At 62.8% G+C, this 18,525-nt stretch carries 20 protein-coding genes; 13 read left to right on the top strand and 7 right to left on the bottom strand.

Annotation, left to right across the window (positions count from 1 at the left end):
* Positions 1-46: 46 nt before the first annotated feature.
* Both NKH06_RS24650 and sbmA read left to right on the top strand, forming a co-directional pair.
* Positions 47-1,207 (top strand): YbfB/YjiJ family MFS transporter, encoded by a 1,161-nt coding sequence (locus tag NKH06_RS24650; RefSeq protein ID WP_352894365.1) that lies wholly within the window; start codon positions 47-49, stop codon positions 1,205-1,207.
* Between the two features lie 113 nt (positions 1,208-1,320).
* The gene (sbmA, locus tag NKH06_RS24645; RefSeq protein ID WP_352609399.1) at positions 1,321-2,583 is read left to right on the top strand and encodes a peptide antibiotic transporter SbmA; all 1,263 of its coding nucleotides are present in this window, start codon (positions 1,321-1,323) and stop codon (positions 2,581-2,583) included.
* Between the two features lie 22 nt (positions 2,584-2,605).
* Here the strand turns inward: sbmA and NKH06_RS24640 are convergent, their stop codons facing one another.
* A complete protein-coding gene (locus NKH06_RS24640) occupies positions 2,606-3,604 on the bottom strand; it encodes a polysaccharide deacetylase family protein (RefSeq protein ID WP_352761254.1) in 999 nt (332 codons plus the stop codon).
* A 214-nt stretch (positions 3,605-3,818) separates the two neighbouring features.
* Here NKH06_RS24640 and NKH06_RS24635 point away from each other — a divergent pair, with 214 nt between their 5' ends.
* Together NKH06_RS24635 and der are read left to right on the top strand one after the other, a co-directional pair.
* Positions 3,819-4,484, top strand: a complete 666-nt coding sequence (locus NKH06_RS24635; protein ID WP_023808683.1) for a tetratricopeptide repeat protein — start codon at positions 3,819-3,821, stop codon at positions 4,482-4,484.
* A complete protein-coding gene (der, locus tag NKH06_RS24630; protein ID WP_352440008.1) occupies positions 4,481-5,917 on the top strand; it encodes a ribosome biogenesis GTPase Der in 1,437 nt (478 codons plus the stop codon). Before NKH06_RS24635 ends, der begins: the two co-directional genes overlap by 4 nt.
* 28 nt (positions 5,918-5,945) lie before the next feature.
* On the opposite strand, the gene NKH06_RS24625 is transcribed toward der, so the two are convergent.
* The gene (locus NKH06_RS24625; RefSeq protein WP_352894360.1) at positions 5,946-6,869 is read right to left on the bottom strand and encodes a LysR substrate-binding domain-containing protein; all 924 of its coding nucleotides are present in this window, start codon (positions 6,867-6,869) and stop codon (positions 5,946-5,948) included.
* A 119-nt stretch (positions 6,870-6,988) separates the two neighbouring features.
* Between NKH06_RS24625 and NKH06_RS24620 the strand changes: the two genes are divergently transcribed.
* The 7 genes from NKH06_RS24620 (at position 6,989) to NKH06_RS24590 (ending at position 12,571) form a co-directional block, all read left to right on the top strand.
* Positions 6,989-8,287 carry an MFS transporter gene (locus tag NKH06_RS24620; RefSeq protein WP_352609403.1) on the top strand — a complete coding sequence of 433 codons (1,299 nt, stop codon included), beginning with the start codon at positions 6,989-6,991 and terminating at the stop codon, positions 8,285-8,287.
* Between the two features lie 144 nt (positions 8,288-8,431).
* Complete coding sequence (locus NKH06_RS24615; RefSeq protein WP_023808679.1) at positions 8,432-9,616, top strand: cell wall hydrolase; 1,185 nt, start codon at positions 8,432-8,434, stop codon at positions 9,614-9,616.
* A 254-nt stretch (positions 9,617-9,870) separates the two neighbouring features.
* Positions 9,871-10,278 carry an AtpZ/AtpI family protein gene (locus tag NKH06_RS24610; protein WP_023808678.1) on the top strand — a complete coding sequence of 136 codons (408 nt, stop codon included), beginning with the start codon at positions 9,871-9,873 and terminating at the stop codon, positions 10,276-10,278.
* Positions 10,279-10,337: 59 nt separating this feature from the next.
* The gene (locus NKH06_RS24605) at positions 10,338-11,096 is read left to right on the top strand and encodes a F0F1 ATP synthase subunit A (RefSeq protein WP_023808677.1); all 759 of its coding nucleotides are present in this window, start codon (positions 10,338-10,340) and stop codon (positions 11,094-11,096) included.
* Between the two features lie 85 nt (positions 11,097-11,181).
* Entirely contained in the window at positions 11,182-11,406 is a 225-nt protein-coding gene (locus NKH06_RS24600; protein ID WP_006206606.1) for a F0F1 ATP synthase subunit C, read from the top strand.
* 63 nt (positions 11,407-11,469) lie between these two features.
* The gene (locus NKH06_RS24595) at positions 11,470-12,069 is read left to right on the top strand and encodes a F0F1 ATP synthase subunit B (RefSeq protein WP_352894355.1); all 600 of its coding nucleotides are present in this window, start codon (positions 11,470-11,472) and stop codon (positions 12,067-12,069) included.
* 10 nt (positions 12,070-12,079) lie between these two features.
* Positions 12,080-12,571, top strand: coding sequence for a F0F1 ATP synthase subunit B (locus tag NKH06_RS24590; RefSeq protein ID WP_352894352.1), 492 nt, complete (start codon positions 12,080-12,082; stop codon positions 12,569-12,571).
* 134 nt (positions 12,572-12,705) lie between these two features.
* Here the strand turns inward: NKH06_RS24590 and rnhB are convergent, their stop codons facing one another.
* Both rnhB and NKH06_RS24580 read right to left on the bottom strand, forming a co-directional pair.
* Positions 12,706-13,401 (bottom strand): ribonuclease HII, encoded by a 696-nt coding sequence (gene rnhB, locus NKH06_RS24585; RefSeq protein WP_352894349.1) that lies wholly within the window; start codon positions 13,399-13,401, stop codon positions 12,706-12,708.
* 151 nt (positions 13,402-13,552) lie between these two features.
* Positions 13,553-14,707, bottom strand: coding sequence for a PA0069 family radical SAM protein (locus tag NKH06_RS24580; protein ID WP_023808673.1), 1,155 nt, complete (start codon positions 14,705-14,707; stop codon positions 13,553-13,555).
* A gap of 149 nt (positions 14,708-14,856) precedes the next feature.
* Between NKH06_RS24580 and NKH06_RS24575 the strand changes: the two genes are divergently transcribed.
* Both NKH06_RS24575 and NKH06_RS24570 read left to right on the top strand, forming a co-directional pair.
* The gene (locus NKH06_RS24575; RefSeq protein WP_023808672.1) at positions 14,857-15,381 is read left to right on the top strand and encodes a glycosyltransferase; all 525 of its coding nucleotides are present in this window, start codon (positions 14,857-14,859) and stop codon (positions 15,379-15,381) included.
* Positions 15,382-15,524: 143 nt separating this feature from the next.
* A complete protein-coding gene (locus NKH06_RS24570) occupies positions 15,525-16,499 on the top strand; it encodes a hypothetical protein (RefSeq protein ID WP_023808671.1) in 975 nt (324 codons plus the stop codon).
* A 7-nt stretch (positions 16,500-16,506) separates the two neighbouring features.
* Here the strand turns inward: NKH06_RS24570 and NKH06_RS24565 are convergent, their stop codons facing one another.
* From NKH06_RS24565 to NKH06_RS24555, 3 genes are all read right to left on the bottom strand, one after another.
* A complete protein-coding gene (locus NKH06_RS24565) occupies positions 16,507-16,929 on the bottom strand; it encodes a GFA family protein (RefSeq protein WP_352894346.1) in 423 nt (140 codons plus the stop codon).
* 137 nt (positions 16,930-17,066) lie between these two features.
* Positions 17,067-17,621 carry a molybdenum cofactor biosynthesis protein B gene (gene moaB / locus NKH06_RS24560; RefSeq protein WP_352440004.1) on the bottom strand — a complete coding sequence of 185 codons (555 nt, stop codon included), beginning with the start codon at positions 17,619-17,621 and terminating at the stop codon, positions 17,067-17,069.
* Positions 17,608-18,507 (bottom strand): 4-(cytidine 5'-diphospho)-2-C-methyl-D-erythritol kinase, encoded by a 900-nt coding sequence (locus NKH06_RS24555; protein ID WP_023808668.1) that lies wholly within the window; start codon positions 18,505-18,507, stop codon positions 17,608-17,610. Before NKH06_RS24555 ends, moaB begins: the two co-directional genes overlap by 14 nt.
* Between the last annotated feature and the right edge of the window lie 18 nt (positions 18,508-18,525).

The following is an 18,525-nucleotide window of genomic DNA, read 5'->3' as shown; positions in this document are numbered from 1 at the left end:
CAGATGGCGATTGTTTCAGCGATCCCTGCACTTATTGTGCAGTGCAATGACATCAGCCACCTCGACAGCGCTGCGGTTCGCTCTCGCGGGCATGATTGCCATGGCGATTGCCATGGGCATCGGCCGTTTCGTCTACACGCCGATCCTGCCCGGGATGATGCAGGAACTGCATCTGTCGCCTGCCGATGCCGGCTGGATCGCGTCGGCCAATTATCTCGGCTACCTCGTCGGCGCGTTGGCAGCGGCGGGCGGCTGGGCGCATGGGCGCGAGCGCCTGCTGATGCTGGCGGGGCTTGGCGCCAGTGCGGTCCTTGCCGCGCTGATGGGGCTGACCGAAGCGATGGCGGCCTTTCTCGCCATCCGCTTTCTGGCCGGTCTGGCCAGCGCCTTCGTCATGGTATTCATGGCCAGCATCGTGTTCAGCCATATCGCGGCTGCCGGTCGCAACGACCTGCAGGCCTGGCATTTCGGCGGCGTCGGGCTCGGCATAGCGGCATCGGCGGCGATGATGGCGGTGCTGGTCGCCGAGCATTCGGGCTGGGCGGCAGGCTGGCTGTGGTCGGCGACGATTTCGGCCTGTGGTTTCGTCCTCGTCGCTCTGTTGGTCAATGAGGGTCCGCTCGGCAACGGCGAAGTCACCCGCGAGCCGGCACTGCGGATGGACCGGTCGTTGGTCAAGGTCATCATCGCCTACGGCCTGTTCGGCTTTGGCTATGTGGTGACGGCGACATTCCTGGTCGCCATCGTTCGGCAAGGCGGCGGCAGCCGCATCTTCGAGGCCATGGTGTGGATGGTCGCCGGTCTTGCGGGCTTTCCCTCCGTCTGGCTCTGGCAGAAGATCGCGGCCCGGACCGGCCTCTATGCCGCCTATGCGCTGGCGTGCTTCATCGAAGTTGCCGGCGTCACCGCCAGCGTCGCCATCGGCGGAGCCACCGGGCCGCTGCTTGCCGGCGTGCTGCTCGGCGGCACCTTCATTGCCATCACCGCCTTTGGCCTGCAAGCCGCCCGGCAGCAGGCGCCAAGCGCGCCGCGGCGGATCTTTGCCCTGATGACGGCTGCGTTCGGCCTTGGCCAGATCATCGGGCCGGTCGCCGCCGGATTTCTGGCGCAAATGTCCGGCGATTTCTTCCTCGCCTCGATCACCGCCGCAACCATGCTGGTCGTCTCCGGCGCCATCACATGGTCGGCTGCGCCAAAATCGCCATGATTGTGGGCTTGCTGTGCCGGGCATCGGGCACGGGCATTTTCTTTCCCACTAATGTGTGACTTTATGCCCGCCGTAGTCAGCTGATTTGCGCCCAGATCGAGGAATTCGCCACAGTGTTCGTATCGTTTTTTCCAAAGCCGAAGCTGTTTTTTAGCTCGGCGGTCGTCTGGAGCCTGCTTGCCGTCTTGCTCTGGTTCTACGCAGGGGAACGTTTTGGTGGTGTTTTCGGTATGCCTCCAGCTGCTCCCGATGCGCCGCCGATCATCGGTGTCTCATCATTCTGGTCACTGCCGTTTCTATGGTTCTACATATATTTTGCCGTCGTAGTGGCGCTCTTCTACGTCTTTTGGGCTTGGTATTCGCCACACCCATGGCAGATCTGGTCCATTCTCGGCTCTGCGCTGATCCTCTTCATCACCTATTTCCAGGTTCAGGTGAGCGTTGCCATCAACAACTGGTACGGGCCATTTTGGGATCTGATCCAGAATACCATTTCGGGCAAAATAAAGATCACCGCTGCCGATATCTACTGGCAGATTGCTACATTCATGGGAATTGCCGGTGTAGCCGTAGTGGTCAGTGCGCTTACTGTATTTTTGGTAAGTCACTATGTCTTTCGTTGGCGCACTGCGATGAACCAGTTTTACATGGAAAACTGGCAGAAGCTGAGGCATATTGAGGGTGCCTCACAGCGTGTCCAGGAAGACACGATGCGTTTCTCCACGATCATGGAGCAACTCGGCGGCAATTTGATTGACTCGGTGATGACCCTCATCGCCTTCACTCCGCTGCTCATAGCCCTGTCGGTTCACATCACGGAATTGCCGATCGTGGGTGTGATACCGCATCCGCTGCTATTGTCGGCTATTTTTTGGGCCTTGTTTGGCACCGTGCTTCTGGCTGTGGTCGGCGTTAAATTGCCTGGGCTTCAGTTCCGGAACCAGCGCGTTGAGGCGGCTTATCGAAAAGAATTGGTCCTTGGTGAAGATGACCCGAATCGAGCACAGCCACCTGCTGTGAGGGAATTGTTTGAAAATGTAAGAAGAAACTATTTTAGGCTGTATTTTCACTACGTGTATTTCAACGTATTTCGCTACCTCTATTTGCAAACGAACAACATATTCTCTTTGATATTGATGGCGCCGTCCATTGCGGCTGGTGCGATCACTTTAGGTTTGTTGAATCAAATCAGCAATGCGTTCTCCCAAGTGACATCGTCGTTCCAGTATCTTGTAAACTCGTGGCCAACTGTGGTTGAGCTGATCTCGATCTACAAGCGTCTGCGCGCTTTCGAAACCACTCTGCATGGCGAGCCGCTGCCGGAAATCGACCAACGCTATCTCGACCGCCAGGCACAGGCGCCCGATCCAGCTTGACTGGGATGTGAAAGTTGGCGGCTCAGCCGCCGACCGAGACCTGCCTTTGGCCAGCATCCTGGCGCGAAACATAGTCGCGAAAACTGATGCATTCGACATCCGCCTTGACGCAGACGTCGCCGGCAAAGCGCTCCAGCGCGTTCCAGTAGGCGCCGTCATTCATCAGCGCGAAGTGGAAGCCGAGTTCCAGCGGAATGCGTTTTCCCGCATACTGCCTGTCGAAGGCGGCGCGGAAGGCAGCATAGGTCCGGTTGGCGAACTCGCCCGCTTGGCTTGGCCGCTCGAAGCCGCCGGAATGCCTGACATAGAGATTGTAGTCCATGGCAATCACCGGCCGCGACTTCGGTCCTTCGGGAATCTGAGGCAGGGAAAAGTGCATGATGCCGTTGCTGGCCGTCGGTCGGGCAGGGCCTTGCGAGACGCCGCTGGCATCGAATTGATATCCGGCCGCCGGCAGCGCTTCGTAAAGCGCTTTGCTGGTCGACAGGTACGGCGCGCGAAAGCCGACCACCGCATGCCGCGCGAAATCGCGCCAGCCCTGTGGTTCGGGTGCAATGCCGTTGATCTCATAGGCGTTTTCGAGAATGTGCTCGAACGAACTGAACTCTTTCAGCCAGTCCGCCTTGCTCCAGTCCTTGCCGTCGAAATGGCCGCAGCCATGGCTGGCGATGTCGTGGCCTTCATGCGCGGCAAGGCCGATCTGTTCGAGCCGCTCGGTGACTTCCTGCTTCGAGGCGGCAAAGCCGATGTTGGATTTGCCGGCGCTTTTGCCGGGTGCGGTGTACTCCTTGCGTGTCTCCGTCGACAGCAGGAAGACGCAGGACAGAAAATAGGTGAAATGCGCGCCGGTGCGCTCAGCCAATGCCCGGCTGCGTTTCCATTGCGAAATATCGCGGGCGCTGTCGAATGAGATGATGACGACCTGTTTCGGCTTTGCCGGCACCGGCGGATCGGCCAAAGCCCCGCCACCAGTGGTGAGCGCGGCAAGCGAAAACGCAACAACGCGGAACGGACGAAGCATAGGCAATCTGATCTTCACTCGGGGAACGTCTGCAAGCCGGCTATCGCCTAAATGTGGCGTGGGTGCGATGAGCCTTTTCGGCTGCTTGTCCGGGGCAAACATCCGTTTGCCCCGGACAATAGGCGATTTTCCGGTTGAACCCCTTCCATGCCGGCAAAATTTCGCTAAAACGCGGGCTGACAAAGGCCCGACGGGGCAGGAATGGTTTGATTTGATGTCCGACGACAGTTTCATCCGTGAAGTCAACGACGAGATCCGTCGCGAACAGGCGCAGGCGCTGTGGGACCGTTTTGGCCCCGCTCTGATTGTCGTTGCGATCCTCGTGGTGCTCGGCACCGCCGCCTTCGTCGGCTACCGCTATTGGGACGAGACGCGCGCCAACCGCTCGGGCGATGCGTTCTCGCAGGCGCTGAAGCTCGCCAATGACGGCAAGAACGATGAGGCGCTGACCGCGCTCGATCAGTTGGAGAAGGATGGCTACGGCGCTTATCCATTGCTCGCCCGCATGCGCGGCGCGACCGTCAAGGCGAACAAGGGTGACGTCCCCGCCGCCGTCAAGGATTTCGACGAAGTCGCCGCCGATACGGCCATTCCCCAGGGCATTCGCGACATGGCGCGCCTGCGGGCAGCACTGCTGCTTGTCGACCACGGCTCCTTTGCCGACGTCTCCAGCCGTGTCGAAGCGCTCACATCCGACACCAACACGCTGCGCCACACGGCGCGCGAGGCACTCGGCCTTTCCGCCTGGAAGGAAGGCAAGACGCAGGATGCGCTGAAACTGTTCGACCAGATCGCCGCCGATGACGGCGCCCCGCGCAACACCCGCGAGCGCGCAACATTGATGTCCGAGCTGATCCGCGGGTCGGGCAGTGCGTCGTGACCTTCAAAGTCGCCATCATCGGCAGACCTAACGTCGGCAAATCGACTCTTTTCAATCGGCTGGTGGGAAGGAAGCTGGCGCTCGTCGACGACACGCCGGGCGTCACCCGCGACCGTCGCGTCCATGCCGCCAAGCTCTACGACCTGCATTTCGATGTCATCGACACCGCCGGCTTCGAGGACGCTGGCGCCTCGACCTTGCCCGGCCGCATGCGTGCGCAGACCGAGATCGCCATCCGCGAAGCCGACCTGATCTTCTTCACCATCGACGCCAAGTCCGGCCTGTTGCCTGACGACAGGACCTTCGCCGAGATCGTGCGCAAGTCCGGCAAGCCGGTCGTGCTGGTCGCCAACAAGGCCGAGGCGAAGGGCGCCCAGGGCGGCATGCTGGAAGCCTGGGAGCTCGGCCTTGGCGAGCCGATCCCGGTTTCGGCCGAGCATGGCCAGGGCATGCCCGATTTGCGCGACGCCGTGATCGGCGCGCTCGGCGAAGCGCGCGCCTTCGGCGAAGAAGAAGATGGCGAAGACGAAGACGTCGCTGCCGGCGAGGTGCTGATCGGCGAGGATATCGCCGATCCGGATGCCGAGCACGCCTATGACGACACCAAACCGATGCGCATTGCCGTCGTCGGCCGCCCCAATGCCGGCAAGTCGACGCTGATCAACGCGCTGATCGGTGAAGAGCGGCTGCTCACCGGACCGGAAGCCGGCATCACCCGTGATTCGATCTCGGTCGATTGGGATTGGCATGGCCGCCGCCTGAAACTGTTCGACACGGCCGGCATGCGCCGCAAGGCCAGGATCCACGAAAAGCTGGAAGTGATGTCGGTGCAGGACGGTCTGCGCGCCATCCGGTTTGCCGAGATCGTCATCATCGTCCTCGACGCCACCATCCCCTTCGAGAAGCAGGATCTGCAGATCGCCGACCTGATCATCAGGGAAGGCCGGGCGCCGGTGATCGCCTTCAACAAATGGGATCTGATCGACCATCCCCAGGAGCTTCTGGCCGAACTGCGCGAGAAGACGGAACGGCTTCTTCCCCAGGCGCGCGGCATGCAGGCCGTACCCGTCTCGGCCGAGACCGGGCGCGGCCTCGACAAGCTGATGGATGCCGTCATCAAGACCCACAAGGTGTGGAACAGCCGCGTCTCGACCGGCAAGCTCAACCGCTGGCTGGAGGGCATCCTGGCGCATCATCCGCCGCCTGCTGTTGCCGGGCGCCGGCTGAAGGTCAAGTACGTCACCCAGGCCAAGACCCGTCCGCCGGGCTTCGTCGTCCAGTGCTCGCGGCCCGACGCGATGCCGCAATCCTATGTCCGCTACCTCTCCAACAGCCTGCGCGAAGCCTTCGACATGCCCGGCGTGCCGATCCGCATTGCGCTGCGCACGTCGGACAACCCGTTCGCCGGCAGGTCAAACAAGAAACGCAGCTGATCGTCGGCGCCCACCTGGCGCTTCATGATCACGCCACGTTGCGCAGGCCGTTGTCGCTGACCCGCGCATTTTCGGGCAGCGCTTGCCGTGCGGCGTCCAGCAGGATATCGCCGAGGCGGGCCGCCACCGGCTCCGCCTCGGCGTCCTTGCGATGCAGGAACAACGCCATCTTGGGCAGGGCGGGCAATCCGGCGATCTCCGGCGTTATTGCGCTGACGCTGGCCGGCAGGCCGATGTCGGTGCGGATCGTCAGCCCCAGCCCCGCAGCAACCGCGGCCCAGATGCCGCCAAGGCTTGGGCTGGAAAAGGCCATCCGCCACGACAGGCCGGCACGGTCGAGCGTTTCAGTTGCAACCGTACGCAAAAGGCATGGCGCCTCGAGCGCCACCAGCGGCAGTGGCTCACCGTGGCGCAGGCTGGTCTCGATGCGCTTTGCCGGCCCGATCCAACGCATCGGCACATCGGCGACATGCTGGCTGTAGGGCAGCGTTTCGCCGCAGTGCCAGGCGAGCGCGATGTCGAGACTGCCTGACATGACCCTTTCGGCAAGGTCGTGGCTGCGTGCGATCCTGGCTTCGATCTTGACCTTGGGGTGCGCCCGGGCAAATCGGCCGAGCACGTCCGGCAGCACCGCCTCGCCGAAATCTTCCTGCAAGCCGAGCCGTACCCAGCCTTCCAACTCGACATCATGGATGGCGGATGCCGCCTCGTCATTCAATTCGATCAGCCGGCGCGCATAGCCGAGCATAGTCTCGCCGGCCTCGGTCAAAGCGAGGCCGCGTCCTGATTTGCGGAAGATCGGCGTCGCTGCCTGTTCTTCCAGTTTCTTCAATTGCGCGCTGACCGCCGACGTCGACCGGCCAAGCCGGTCAGCGGCCTTGGCAAAGCTACCCAGTTCCATACCGGTGACGAAACTGCGCAGGACGTCGAGGTCGAAAGTTACGCGTCGCATGTGTGAAGTCCCGATTTTCAGGATTGTATGTCAAAAACTTCCTGATTTTCAGGATGAAACTATGGCGGTAGGGACAGATCGTCAAGGCGGGACCACTGGCCAGCACGGGAAATGAAGTCATGTCCGCCATTGTCAATTGCGCCGACCGGCAGCCGTCAGAACTCCTGGAAGATACGGCAGCCGGTTCCGCCGAAAGGGTATTCAAGCCCGGCCATCGCTGGAAGGTTCTGGGCATCGGCGTCGCCGCCAATGCCGCCTTCTCGGCTACGTTCTCCGGCATCCCGGCGACGGCGGTCGTTCTTCGCCAGGGCTATCACCTGGGCAATGCCGAGCTCGGCCTGGCGCTCGGCCTTCTCGGGCTGGGGGTCGCGCTCAGCGAACTGCCCTGGGGCCTGCTCACCGATCGCTGGGGCGATCGCCGCGTGCTCCTGATCGGGCTCGGCGCGACGGCGGTGTGGCTCCTGGTCATGGCGATGCTGGTTGTGCCGACAAAGGCCGGTACTCCCGGCGTCACGCTGCTCGCCGCGAGCCTGCTCATCACCGGACTGCTCGGCGGCAGCGTCAACGGTTCGAGCGGCCGCGCCATCATGGGCTGGTTCCGGGAAAACGAGCGCGGCTTTGCAATGAGCATCAGGCAGACGGCGGTGCCGCTCGGCGGCGGCCTTGGCGCCCTCATACTGCCCTCGCTTGCTCTGGCTTTCGGCTTTGGCGCGGTGTTCGGGGTCCTGGCGGGTGCATCCGCTCTGTCTGCCCTGTTCGCCTGGCGCTGGCTGCACGAGCCGCCGACGGCGGGCAAGGATCATCTCGCTGCGGCTTCTGTGGCCGGACCGGCGCCGCTGCGCAATCGCGATGTTTGGCGTATCGCGACCGCCATCGGCCTGCTCTGCTTTCCGCAGGTGGCCGTGCTCACCTTCGCCTCCGTGTTCCTGCACGATTTCGTTGGATTGGGAACGGCGGCGATCAGCGCGAGCCTCGCCGCCGTTCAGATCGGCGCCATGGTCATGCGCATCTGGAGCGGCCGCTTCACCGACCGTCACGGCAACCGCCGCCAATTTCTTCGCTTGTGCAGCGCGTTCAGCGCCCTTGCCTTCGCCATGCTTTGGCTGCTGGTCCTGTTCGGCCCAACCGTTCCGGGCGGCCAGCTCATCTGCTTGGCGGTCCTTCCAGTCGTGCTTATTGTCGCAGGCATCTCCGTCTCCGCCTGGCACGGCGTCGCATACACCGAGCTTGCCACCCTTGCCGGCGCTAGCCATGTCGGGACCGCGCTCAGTCTTGCCAACACCTTTGTTTTTGTCGGCTTCTTTCTGGTACCGGTGGCCATTCCGGGGCTCTTGCACCTCTGGTCCTGGTCCGGCGTCTGGCTGGCGGCCGCCATCTGCGCGCTGATCGCCCGGCCGATCTTCCTGCGTCCGGCCTGAATAGTCGGCCGCAAAATCGCCTGACTTCGCAACCACCACCTCGGGCCGACCGGGAAAACCCGATCGAACCTGTTAACGTCCCATCAAGGTTAATGCATCATTTTGCTCTCCAGTGGGGTTAGTCGCGTTCCTGGAGAGTGTTCCGTGCATCGACGTGTGTTGAAGCGGCTGGTTGCCGCCGCCGGTGAGAGAAAACGTGGCTTTCTGGCTCCGCTCGTCATCGGTTTCGGCATCTGGATCGGCTTTCCGACGGTCGCCGCCTATCAGGACATGACGAGCCTGGTTTCCGGCCTCGAAGCATCGAGCACGCGCTGGAATTCCTATGTCGAGAAATCCGTCGCCGGCTCGACCCATGCGGCCGAGATGCCCTTTGCCGATTCTGATGTCACCGGCTCCATCTCCGGATCGGGTGTCCACCTGGCCGGTGTCGGCAACGTGTCGTTTCGCGGCAAGGGCGGCAAAGTCAGCGGCACGCCCGATGAGGACCGCGTCGTGCGCGCCGAGAAGAAAGGGCGCATCGTCCAGATGTCTCCCGTCGCACCGCCGAAGAACTTCAACGCCGGCTCGATCTTCGAGCGCACCTCCTCCTTGCTGCGGCCCAGCATGGACAGCGGCCTGAAAATGGCTTTCGCCAAGCCGCAGATCAAAGGCAAGGAAATCCAGATCGCCGCGGCATTCCATGCGCGCGAGGACAAGAAGCCGGATCCCGGCGTGCCGGCCATGCTGGCAGCGCTGGTCAACAACGACCATCCGGACGTGCTGGCCACCGCCTACGCGCAGTCCGAGCCTGATTATGCCAAGGCATCGCCCTTCGAAGCCCTCCTTCAGGACGAGCAGCCCAATGAGGGCCGCTTCATTCCGCCGATGGCCAAGGGCGATCATTCGTGGATCCAGAACCCGCTGCCCGCCAGTGTCTTCTCCCAAAAGGAGCAGGCATGCCTTGCCAACGGCATCTATTTCGAGGCGAGGAGCGAATCCGTGCGCGGCCAGGCCGCCGTCGCCCAGGTCATCCTCAACCGCGTCCGCAATCCGACCTATCCGAATTCGATCTGCGGCGTCGTCTACCAGAACGACAGCTGGTTCAACCGCTGCCAGTTCTCCTTCGCCTGCGACGGCAGGAAGAAGCGCATCGATAGCCCAGCCGCCTACAAGACCGCCCAGGAGATCGCCATGGCCGTCACTGCCGGCAAGATCTTCATCCCGGAGGTCGGATCGTCGACCCACTACTATGCCCAATATGTCCATCCCGGCTGGGCGCGCACAATGCAGAAGATGACCAAGATCGGCCTGCATATCTTCTATCGGACCTATGGCGGCGGCTGGAGCTGAGTGCAGAGCAGCCGCTGATCTTTGATGTGGCGCGCAGCCTATCGAAGAGCCATTGCGCAGGGGATTCGCGCCATGCATCCTCGTCATCATGGCGGGCACGATGTCGCACCTTTCTAATTGATTGATTTTATTGCCTAAAATACATGGCAATGAACTTCCGCCCGTGGCTTGACGGGCGCAAACCCTCTAACTATGTTGCCGGCGACTTTAGAAGCGGACGGACGGTGACGGTCTGACCGGGCAGGGGGGTTGCGATGGCCGACAAGAATGGGCCAGACGGAACCGGAAAAACCGGCCGCGGCAATCAGCATGAACCCGATATCCGCGACGACGATCTTGAGCGCCGCCGCCGTGACCTTGAAGCTTCGCTTGCGACAAGGCGGCCGGGCCGGCTCGAGGGGAAAGACGACGCGAAAGCGGGCAGTGTGGCCGGTTATGGTCAGGCGCTCAAACTCTCCAGCGAGTTTATCGCCGGGGTGGTGGTGGGTGCCGGCATCGGCTGGATCATCGACCGTCTGGCGGGGACATCGCCATGGGGTCTGATCGTGTTTCTGCTGCTTGGTTTTGGCGCCGGAGTGCTCAATGTGATGCGTTCCGCCGGCGTTGTGGCAGAATTTGGACAGGGCGATAAATCGCGCCGTGACCAAGACGACAAGAAATGACCGCGCTTCATGTGCGGTAATGGTAACGAGGCCGTACGCGGCATTGACGGGGTTTGAACGTGGCAGCTGACAAGGTCGATCCGATCCACCAGTTCCATATCAACAAGCTGATTCCGATCGACATCGGCGGCTATGACCTGTCTTTCACCAATTCGGCGCTGTTCATGGTCGCAACCGTGATCGTCGCGGCTGGATTCCTGTTTCTCACGACGTCGAGCCGCAGCCTGGTTCCCGGGCGGCTTCAGTCGGTCTCCGAGATGGCCTACGAGTTCGTCGGCAACATGTTGCGCGATGCCGCCGGCACGCAAGGCATGAAGTTCTTCCCTCTCGTGTTCTCGCTGTTCATGTTCGTGCTCGTCGCCAATCTGCTTGGCCTGTTCCCGTATTTCTTCACCGTCACCAGCCACATCATCGTCACCTTCGGCCTTGCCGTGCTGGTGATCGCAACCGTGGTCGTCTACGGCTTCATGAAGCATGGTTTTGGCTTCCTGAAACTGTTCGTGCCGCATGGCGTGCCGGTCTTCCTGCTGCCACTGGTGGTGCTGATCGAAGTGATCTCCTTCGTGTCGCGCCCGGTCAGCCTCTCGGTTCGTCTGTTCGCCAACATGCTCGCCGGCCACATCACGCTGAAGGTGTTCTCCGGCTTCGTGGTCAGCCTGAGCGCGCTCGGCGCGGTCGGCGTCGCCGGCTCTATCCTGCCTCTGGCGATGGCGGTGGCGCTGACGGCACTGGAACTGCTGGTCGCCTTCCTGCAGGCCTACGTCTTTGCCGTGTTGACCTGCATGTATCTCAACGACGCCCTGCACCCCGGGCACTAGGTCCAAAAGTTTCCGGCCCAGGAATTTCCAACATTGGCGCCGGATGGAATCGCAACGGAATTTTAGATCCAAAGGAGTTGAACAAATGGACGCAGAAGCAGCAAAGTACATCGGCGCCGGCATCGCTTGCCTGGGCATGGGTGGCGCGGGCATTGGCCTTGGCAACATCTTCGGCAGCTACCTGGCGGGCGCACTGCGCAACCCGTCGGCTGCCGATGGCCAGTTCGGCCGCCTGATCTTCGGCTTCGCCGTGACCGAAGCTCTGGGCATCTTCTCGCTTCTCATCGCGCTTCTGGCCCTGTTCGGCTGAGCACTCGGGAAGATTGGACAGGCCGGCCGCGCGAGCGGCGGGCCTGAATTTCGGGGATAGTCCATGTTCGTGACATCTGCCTTTGCGCAAGAGTCCGCGCCATCAGCCGATACCAGCCACGCTGCGACGGAAGGCGGCACGCATTCCAGCACCAGCGTGCCTGCTGAAGCGCATGGCACGTTTCCGCCATTCGATCCGGCGACGTTCCCGTCGCAGCTTCTGTGGCTGGCGATCACCTTCGGGCTGTTCTATCTCTTCCTGAAGCGGGTGGTGATGCCGCGCGTCGGCGGTATCATCGATGTCCGCAACGATCGCATCACGCAGGACCTTGACCAGGCGGCCAAGTTGAAGGGCGAGGCCGACGCTGCCGTTGCTGCCTACGAGCAGGAACTGGCGGAAGCCAAGACCAAGGCCAACGCGATCGGCCAGCAGGCCAATGACGCGGCCAAGGCCGAGGCCGACACCGCTCGCAAGAAGGTCGAGGCCGCGCTCGACGCCAAGCTTGGCGAAGCCGAGGCCCGCATTTCTTCCATCAAGGCTAATGCCATGAAGGAAGTCGGCAGCATCGCCGAGGACACCGCTTCGGCGATTGTCGAAGCCCTGGTCGGCGGCAAGGCCAGCAAGGCAGAGATCGCGGCCGCGGTCAAATCCGTGGCCCGGTGAGGAGCGCATCATGGAAGCCACATCTCTCGCGACGCTCTGGGCCACGGTTGCCCTGGTCATCTTTCTGGGCATTGCCGTCTACATCAAGGTGCCTCGCCTGATCGCCAAGGCGCTCGACGCCCGCGCCGCCAGGATCAGCAACGAGCTCGACGAAGCACGCCGGCTGCGCGAGGAGGCTCAGCAACTGCTTGGCCAGTATCAGCGCAAGCGCAAGGAAGCCGAGCAGGAGGCCGCCGACATCGTCGCCGCCGCCAAGCGCGAAGCCGACTTGCTTGCCGCCGAAGCGCACAAGAAGACCGAGGACTATGTTGTCAGGCGCACCGCGCTTGCCGAGCAGAAGATCGGCCAGGCCGAGCGTGACGCCATCAGCGAAGTCCGCGCCAGCGCCGTCGACATCGCCGTAGAGGCAGCGCGCGCGCTGCTTGCCGGCAAGATCGACGCCAAGGCCGGTGCCGATCTGTTCAAGGCATCGCTCGCGGACGTGAAGTCGAAGCTGAACTGAGCCCTCACAGCCCCCATACAATTAAAGCCGCCCGGGCAACCTGGCGGCTTTTTTGCTTGGAGAGTGCGTGAGACGCCGAAGCGGCCAATCTCCCCACAACAAGGGGGAGATTGGCTTGTCGCCGCCGCCGTTGTTCAATCCAGCCCAGCAAAGCTCTCTTCTTCAACCACTTCAGCGCCACCCAGCCTGAACGGCGAAAACGATACGCGATGCAGCCGCGCCACCGGGCCATGCGCTTCGATCGCGGTGCGATGGCGAAGCGTGGCGTAGCCCATATGGACTTCGAACCCGTAGCGGTCGTGGTGGTTGCCGCATCCGCACATCATGCGGTCCCGCATCACCTTGGCGACGATCGAGGCGGCAGCGATCGATTGCGAACGCTGGTCGCCCTTGATCAGCGCGCGCCCCGCGCAAGGCAGGCCCGGCGGCACGTCGCGTCCATCGGCAAGGGCAAGCTTCGGTCGGACCGACAGCCCTACCAGGGCGCGGCGCATGGCTTCCAAGCTTGCCTTGAGGATGTTGCTGCCGTCGATGCCCTCGGCGCTGATGGAGGCCATTGAGACCGCCTGCGCAGAGCCGAGAATTCGCAGGAACAAGGCTTCACGCTGCAAATGGCTGAGGCGTTTGGAATCGTCGAGGCCGTCGGGAATGTTGGCGGGATCGAGCACCACGGCCGCGGCGACCACCGGCCCGGCCAGGGGGCCACGGCCGGCCTCGTCCATCCCGGCGACCGGCCACAGGCCCTCCGCCATCGCCTTCGTCTCGAAGGAGAAGTCAGGCTTCTCGATGATCTCAAAGAGAGGCGGAGAATCAGAACGCGCGCGAGCCATGTTGCGGCGAGGTTCGCATCGGCTCTGATTCTCCGCAAGTCCCTCCGGGTCGGGTGGGGCGCCGGACCGGGAGGGCACCGTCTGCAGGCCGGGGCAGGCCGGACGGGATTCTGGTGCCGCGACGGATCAAACCATCGCGACGAATTGTCTCTCAAAGCAGCGTCAGCTGCACCTGGTCTTTTCCGGCGGCAACGAACTGGTCGGTTCGCAACGTGCGCCGTTCGGCATTGAGGCCGAGCCGCTTGGCTGTGATCTCGAAGCGCCGGCCGATCTGCCAGGCGTAGGGACCGGCGCCCTTCATGCGCTTGCCCCATTCCGAATCGTAGTCCTTGCCGTCGCGCATCGAGCGGACCAGCGACATCACATGGCGGTAGCGGTCGGGATAATGGCGCAGCAGCCAATCCTTGAAGATCGGGCTGACCTCCAGCGGCAGGCGCAGGATCACGTAGCCCGCTTCGCGCGCGCCGGCCGCACGTGCGGAATCGAGGATGCGTTCCATCTCCGGATCGGTCAGGCCCGGAATGATAGGAGCCACCATGACCGACGCCGGAATGCCGGCATCGGAAAGCTGCCGGATCGCTTCCAGCCGCTTGGTCGGTGTCGACGCGCGCGGCTCCATGGTGCGCGCCAGCATACGGTCGAGCGTCGTCACCGACAGCGCCACCTTGGCGAGCCCGCGTTCGGCCATGCGTGACAGGATATCGATATCGCGCGTCACCAGAGCGGACTTTGTCACGATGCCGACTGGATGGCCGCGCGCTTCCAGCACTTCGAGAATTTCGCGCATGATCCGGTATTGCTTCTCGATCGGCTGGTAGGGGTCGGTGTTGGTGCCGATGGCGATGGTGCGCGGCTGGTAGCTGTCTTTCGAAAGCTCCTTGTCAAGCAAGCGCGCCGCATCAGGCTTGGCGAACAACTTCGATTCGAAATCCAGACCCGGCGACAGGCCCATGAACGCGTGCGTCGGGCGGGCAAAGCAATAGACGCAGCCATGCTCGCAGCCGCGATAGGGGTTGATGGAACGGTCGAAGGAAATGTCGGGCGATTCGTTGCGGGTGATGATTGTGCGCGGCTTCTCGACCTGCACTTCGGTCTTGAAGGGCGGCAGTTCCTCCAGCGAATTCCAGCCATCGTCGAACACGTGCCGGCTGACCGGCTCGAACCGGCCGGACGGATTGATACCCGCTGACCTGCCGCGGTTGCGGTCCGGGCGGACACGCATGCCGCTCTGCTCGACCATCGCGTTGGCCATCTCGGCTCTTCCTGCTCCGAAAGCTGCAATGTCGGCGCGCACGATCTGTTCCATTTTCGCCCGCTCCCAGGGACTGTCCATGTTGTGTCGAATCGCTCTGCTCATGAAATTATTCCTATTTCGTTGATAAGAACAAAGCAAGAACTTTCTATGGTGCGATGCAAAACTGGCGCTGCCGGACGCTTTCCGCTATTCGGCTAAGGATGCTCAGTGTTCTCATCGAAACCCGCAACGACGAGGAGGGCCTCGCCCGCACGCTCGCCTCGCTGATTGGCGGCGCGGTCGAAGGCGTGGTGCGTGAAGTCATCGTCTGCGACACAGGCTCTACCGACCAGACGCATCATGTGGCCGAGCATGCCGGCTGTCAGTACGTGACGGGCGGTGTCGCTGCCGGCATCCGCCAGGCCAAGGGGGATTGGTTGCTGCTCCTGGAGCCGGGCGCGCGGCTGGTGGAGGGCTGGATCGATGAAGTTGTCGCCCATACGGCCAGGCAGACCATGGCGGCACGGTTTTCGCGCACGCGAGCCAGTCGCACGCCATTCCTGGCCCGGGTCTTTTCGGGAAACCGCGCCTTGGCCGACGGATTGCTGATCAGCAAGCGTCAGGCGGCGGCCGCGGCAAAGAGCGCCGGCAGTGCCGAGGCCATCGCCCGCGGCCTCGCGACGAAGCGGCTCGACGCCGAAATCTGGATGGCGCCGGCCAAGCAGGAGCGCCGCCCCTCGACGTGATTTTTTGCAGTTGCTCAGGTCATTGTGCATTGCACAAAATTTGACGCGGGGTTAGCTTCCGTTCAAGCGGGAATTGGGTTTGGGTCATGCCGAGAGGCGAGCACCGATGCGGCATCGGTGGTGCTCTCATAGCCGAGGACCCAATGAAGCTTTCAACCCCCGACACATCCGGCGCGGCCAGTCTCGAGGCCATTGCGCGCAACGGCAGCCTGCTGCGGCGCATCGCCGTGCGTATTCCAACCTATCTGACGGACCTGCGTGAGAACCCTGCCTGGCTGCCGATGTTCGTGTTGGCGCGCACCATGCCCGGACGCCGCATGCATTGGCTCGGCGCAAAGCGCGCCCGCCCGGTCGCCAATGCCGGGGATACGATGTTTGCCGGTGTCGAACGGGGAGCGGTCGTCGATGCGTTGCGCTCCGACGGGCTGTTCTCAGGCCTGGTCCTGCCGCCTGATATCCATGAAGAGATCGCCGACTTCGCCGGGCGCACGCCTTGCTTCGGCAATTTCGACCGCCGTCTCGAATTCATGCCGGGGGAACATGCCGAGGCCGAGAAACGCCTTGGCCGCTCGCTGCTTAGCGGGCATTTTTTCGAGCGCATCCTCGACTGCCCGGCGGCGCTTGCCATCCAGCGCGATCCGCTGCTTCTGGATATTGCCGCGCACTATCTCGGCGGCCAGGCGAAACTGATCACGACGCGGGTCTGGTGGAGTTTTCCCACAGGTGCCGCTTCGGATGCCGACAAGAACCTCGCCTCGCTCGGCAAGTATCATTTTGACCTCGACGACTGGCGCATGCTGAAATTCTTCTTCTACCTCAAGCCGGTCGACGCCGACACCGGTCCGCATGTCTATGTCAGGGGCAGCCACAAGCGCCGCAGCCTCAAGCATCAGCTTACCCTTCTGGTCGGCCATCCCGCGCAACAGGTTCTGGATGTCTATGGCGAGCAGAGCCCGGTGACGCTGACCGGCGAGGCCGGTCTCGGCTTCGTCGAGGACCCCTTTGGCTTTCATATGGGCACCGTGCCGGCACGCACGCCGCGACTGATGATGGAAGTCGGCTTCGGCGTATCGCCGCCGTCGCGCCGACGGTTTCATGGCGAGCCGGTCATCCGCTGAGAGCTGCCTATCCGAAGCTCATCTCGACAGGCGTCCAGTGAGCGCGGCGCCTGGCTTGGCGCTGTGCCCGGCTTTCGGCATCGAAGTCGACACGAGCCGGCTCCTGATTGAACCGCTCTCGGTCGTCCAGGGCGTTGATGATGACGATCGCCCTTGCGTCATCCTCTCCGGCGATTGCGGCGACATGGACGCCGCAATCCCGGCAGATCAAATAGTCGGCCGTCCTCAGCCCGAACTGATATTTTCGCAATCGCGCCTCATCCTTGACCGAGATGGTCAGTCTGCCGTCCGGATCGGCAATGGCGCGCGAACCATGTCTGACACAGAACGAGCATTGGCAGGCGCGAACTTCGATTTGCGATGGGTCGAGTTCGGTTGAAAATGCAAGGCGTATGTTGCCGCAATGGCATCCGCCGGTATGCGTGGTCATGGTTCTGCCTTGTCGTGATGGCGATGATCGCCTTCAGGCAAGGTACTTTTCCGAGGTTCGGTTTGGAATGGTGTTTCGAAGGCACCGGTGCTGTTCTGCCTGCAAAAGCGGCGTGGAACCGACGCTTTGCCTGGCTTTTACGAAGCCGATTTGCCGCGCCGTAAATGCTCGTCCAGGCGCGGCATGATCTCGACGAAGTTGCACGGCATGTGCCGGTAGTCGAGCTGCGCTTTCAGGATGCCGTCCCACGCGTCCTTGCAGGCGCCTGGCGAACCCGGCAGCACGAAGACGAAGGTGGCGTTGACGACGCCGCCGGTCGCCCGACTCTGGATCGTCGAGGTGCCGATCTTGTCGTAGGAAATCCGGTGGAACACTTCCGAAAAGCCATCCATGCGCTTTTCGAAGATCGGCTCCAGCGCGTCCGGCGTCACGTCACGGCCTGTGAAGCCGGTGCCGCCGGTGGTGATGACGACATCGATATTCTTGTCCTGTGACCACGCCAGAACCGTGTCGCGGATTTTCTCGCGGTCGTCGGTGACGATATTGCGGGCCGCCAGCAGATGGCCGGCCTCGGTGATGCGGTCGGCCAGCGTCTGGCCGGATTTGTCGTCGGCGAGGCTGCGCGTATCCGAAACGGTCAGCACCGCGATGCGCACGGGAATGAAGGAGCGGCTCTCGTCAATTCTGGCCATCTGCGCCCTCCGATGCGATGCTGCGCGTCGCGGCAACGAACCAGTCGGGCTGGCGGCCGCGGATTTCGGCGGCGGCGCGCTTGGCGACATTGCCGGTTTCGAACAGGCCGAAACATGTCGCGCCGGATCCCGACATCCGCGAGAACCCCGATCCGGCCTTGTTCAGCCAGGAAAGCGCCCTGCCGATTGCGGGTTGCACCTCCAGCGCCGCGGGCTCGAGATCGTTGCGGGTGATCTCCAGCCAGTTGCGCAGGCTGTGAAAATCGATGCTGCGCGGCAGCGGCGGCAAGGCCTCATTGTCGCGCCGGGAAAGCGCTGCAAAGACATCCGCCGTCGACACCGGGGTGCCTGGATTGACCAACACCAGGCCAAGCGCCGAAAAATCCGGCACCATCGACAGTTCATCGCCGATGCCACGCGCCACCAGCGGCTTTGCCGCCAGGCACATCGGCACATCGGCGCCAAGCGAAAGGCCGATCCGCGCCAGCTCGCTGCCATCGATGTCCAGCGCCCATGTCTCCACCAGTCCGCGCAGCACGGTCGCCGCGTCGCTCGAACCGCCGCCGACGCCGGAGGCAACCGGCAGGTTCTTTTCCAGCCGAATAGCGACCGGCGGTGTTCTCTCGTGCCCGGCTGTCTGCCGCAGGGCATCGCGCGCCTTGAGCACCAGATTGCTGGCGTCGAGAGGAACGGCCGGGGCGTAACGGCCGGATACGGTAAACTCATCGCCGTCGGCGGGCGCGATTTCGACCCTGTCGCCAAACCGTGTGAACACCGCCAGGCTCTCGATCAGATGATAGCCGTCAGGGCGCCTGCCGGTGACATGCAGCGCAAGATTGATTTTGGCGTGTGCGTGCCAGCTACGCGACCCGATGTCGGTGTCCACAATCGTCTGCGGGATGAT

Origin of the sequence: Mesorhizobium sp. M1342 (assembly GCF_040317955.1) — a bacterium.
Classification (GTDB): domain Bacteria; phylum Pseudomonadota; class Alphaproteobacteria; order Rhizobiales; family Rhizobiaceae; genus Mesorhizobium.
The sequence above is the reverse complement of the archived record's forward strand: the minus strand, read 5'-3'. Positions and strand labels throughout refer to the sequence as shown.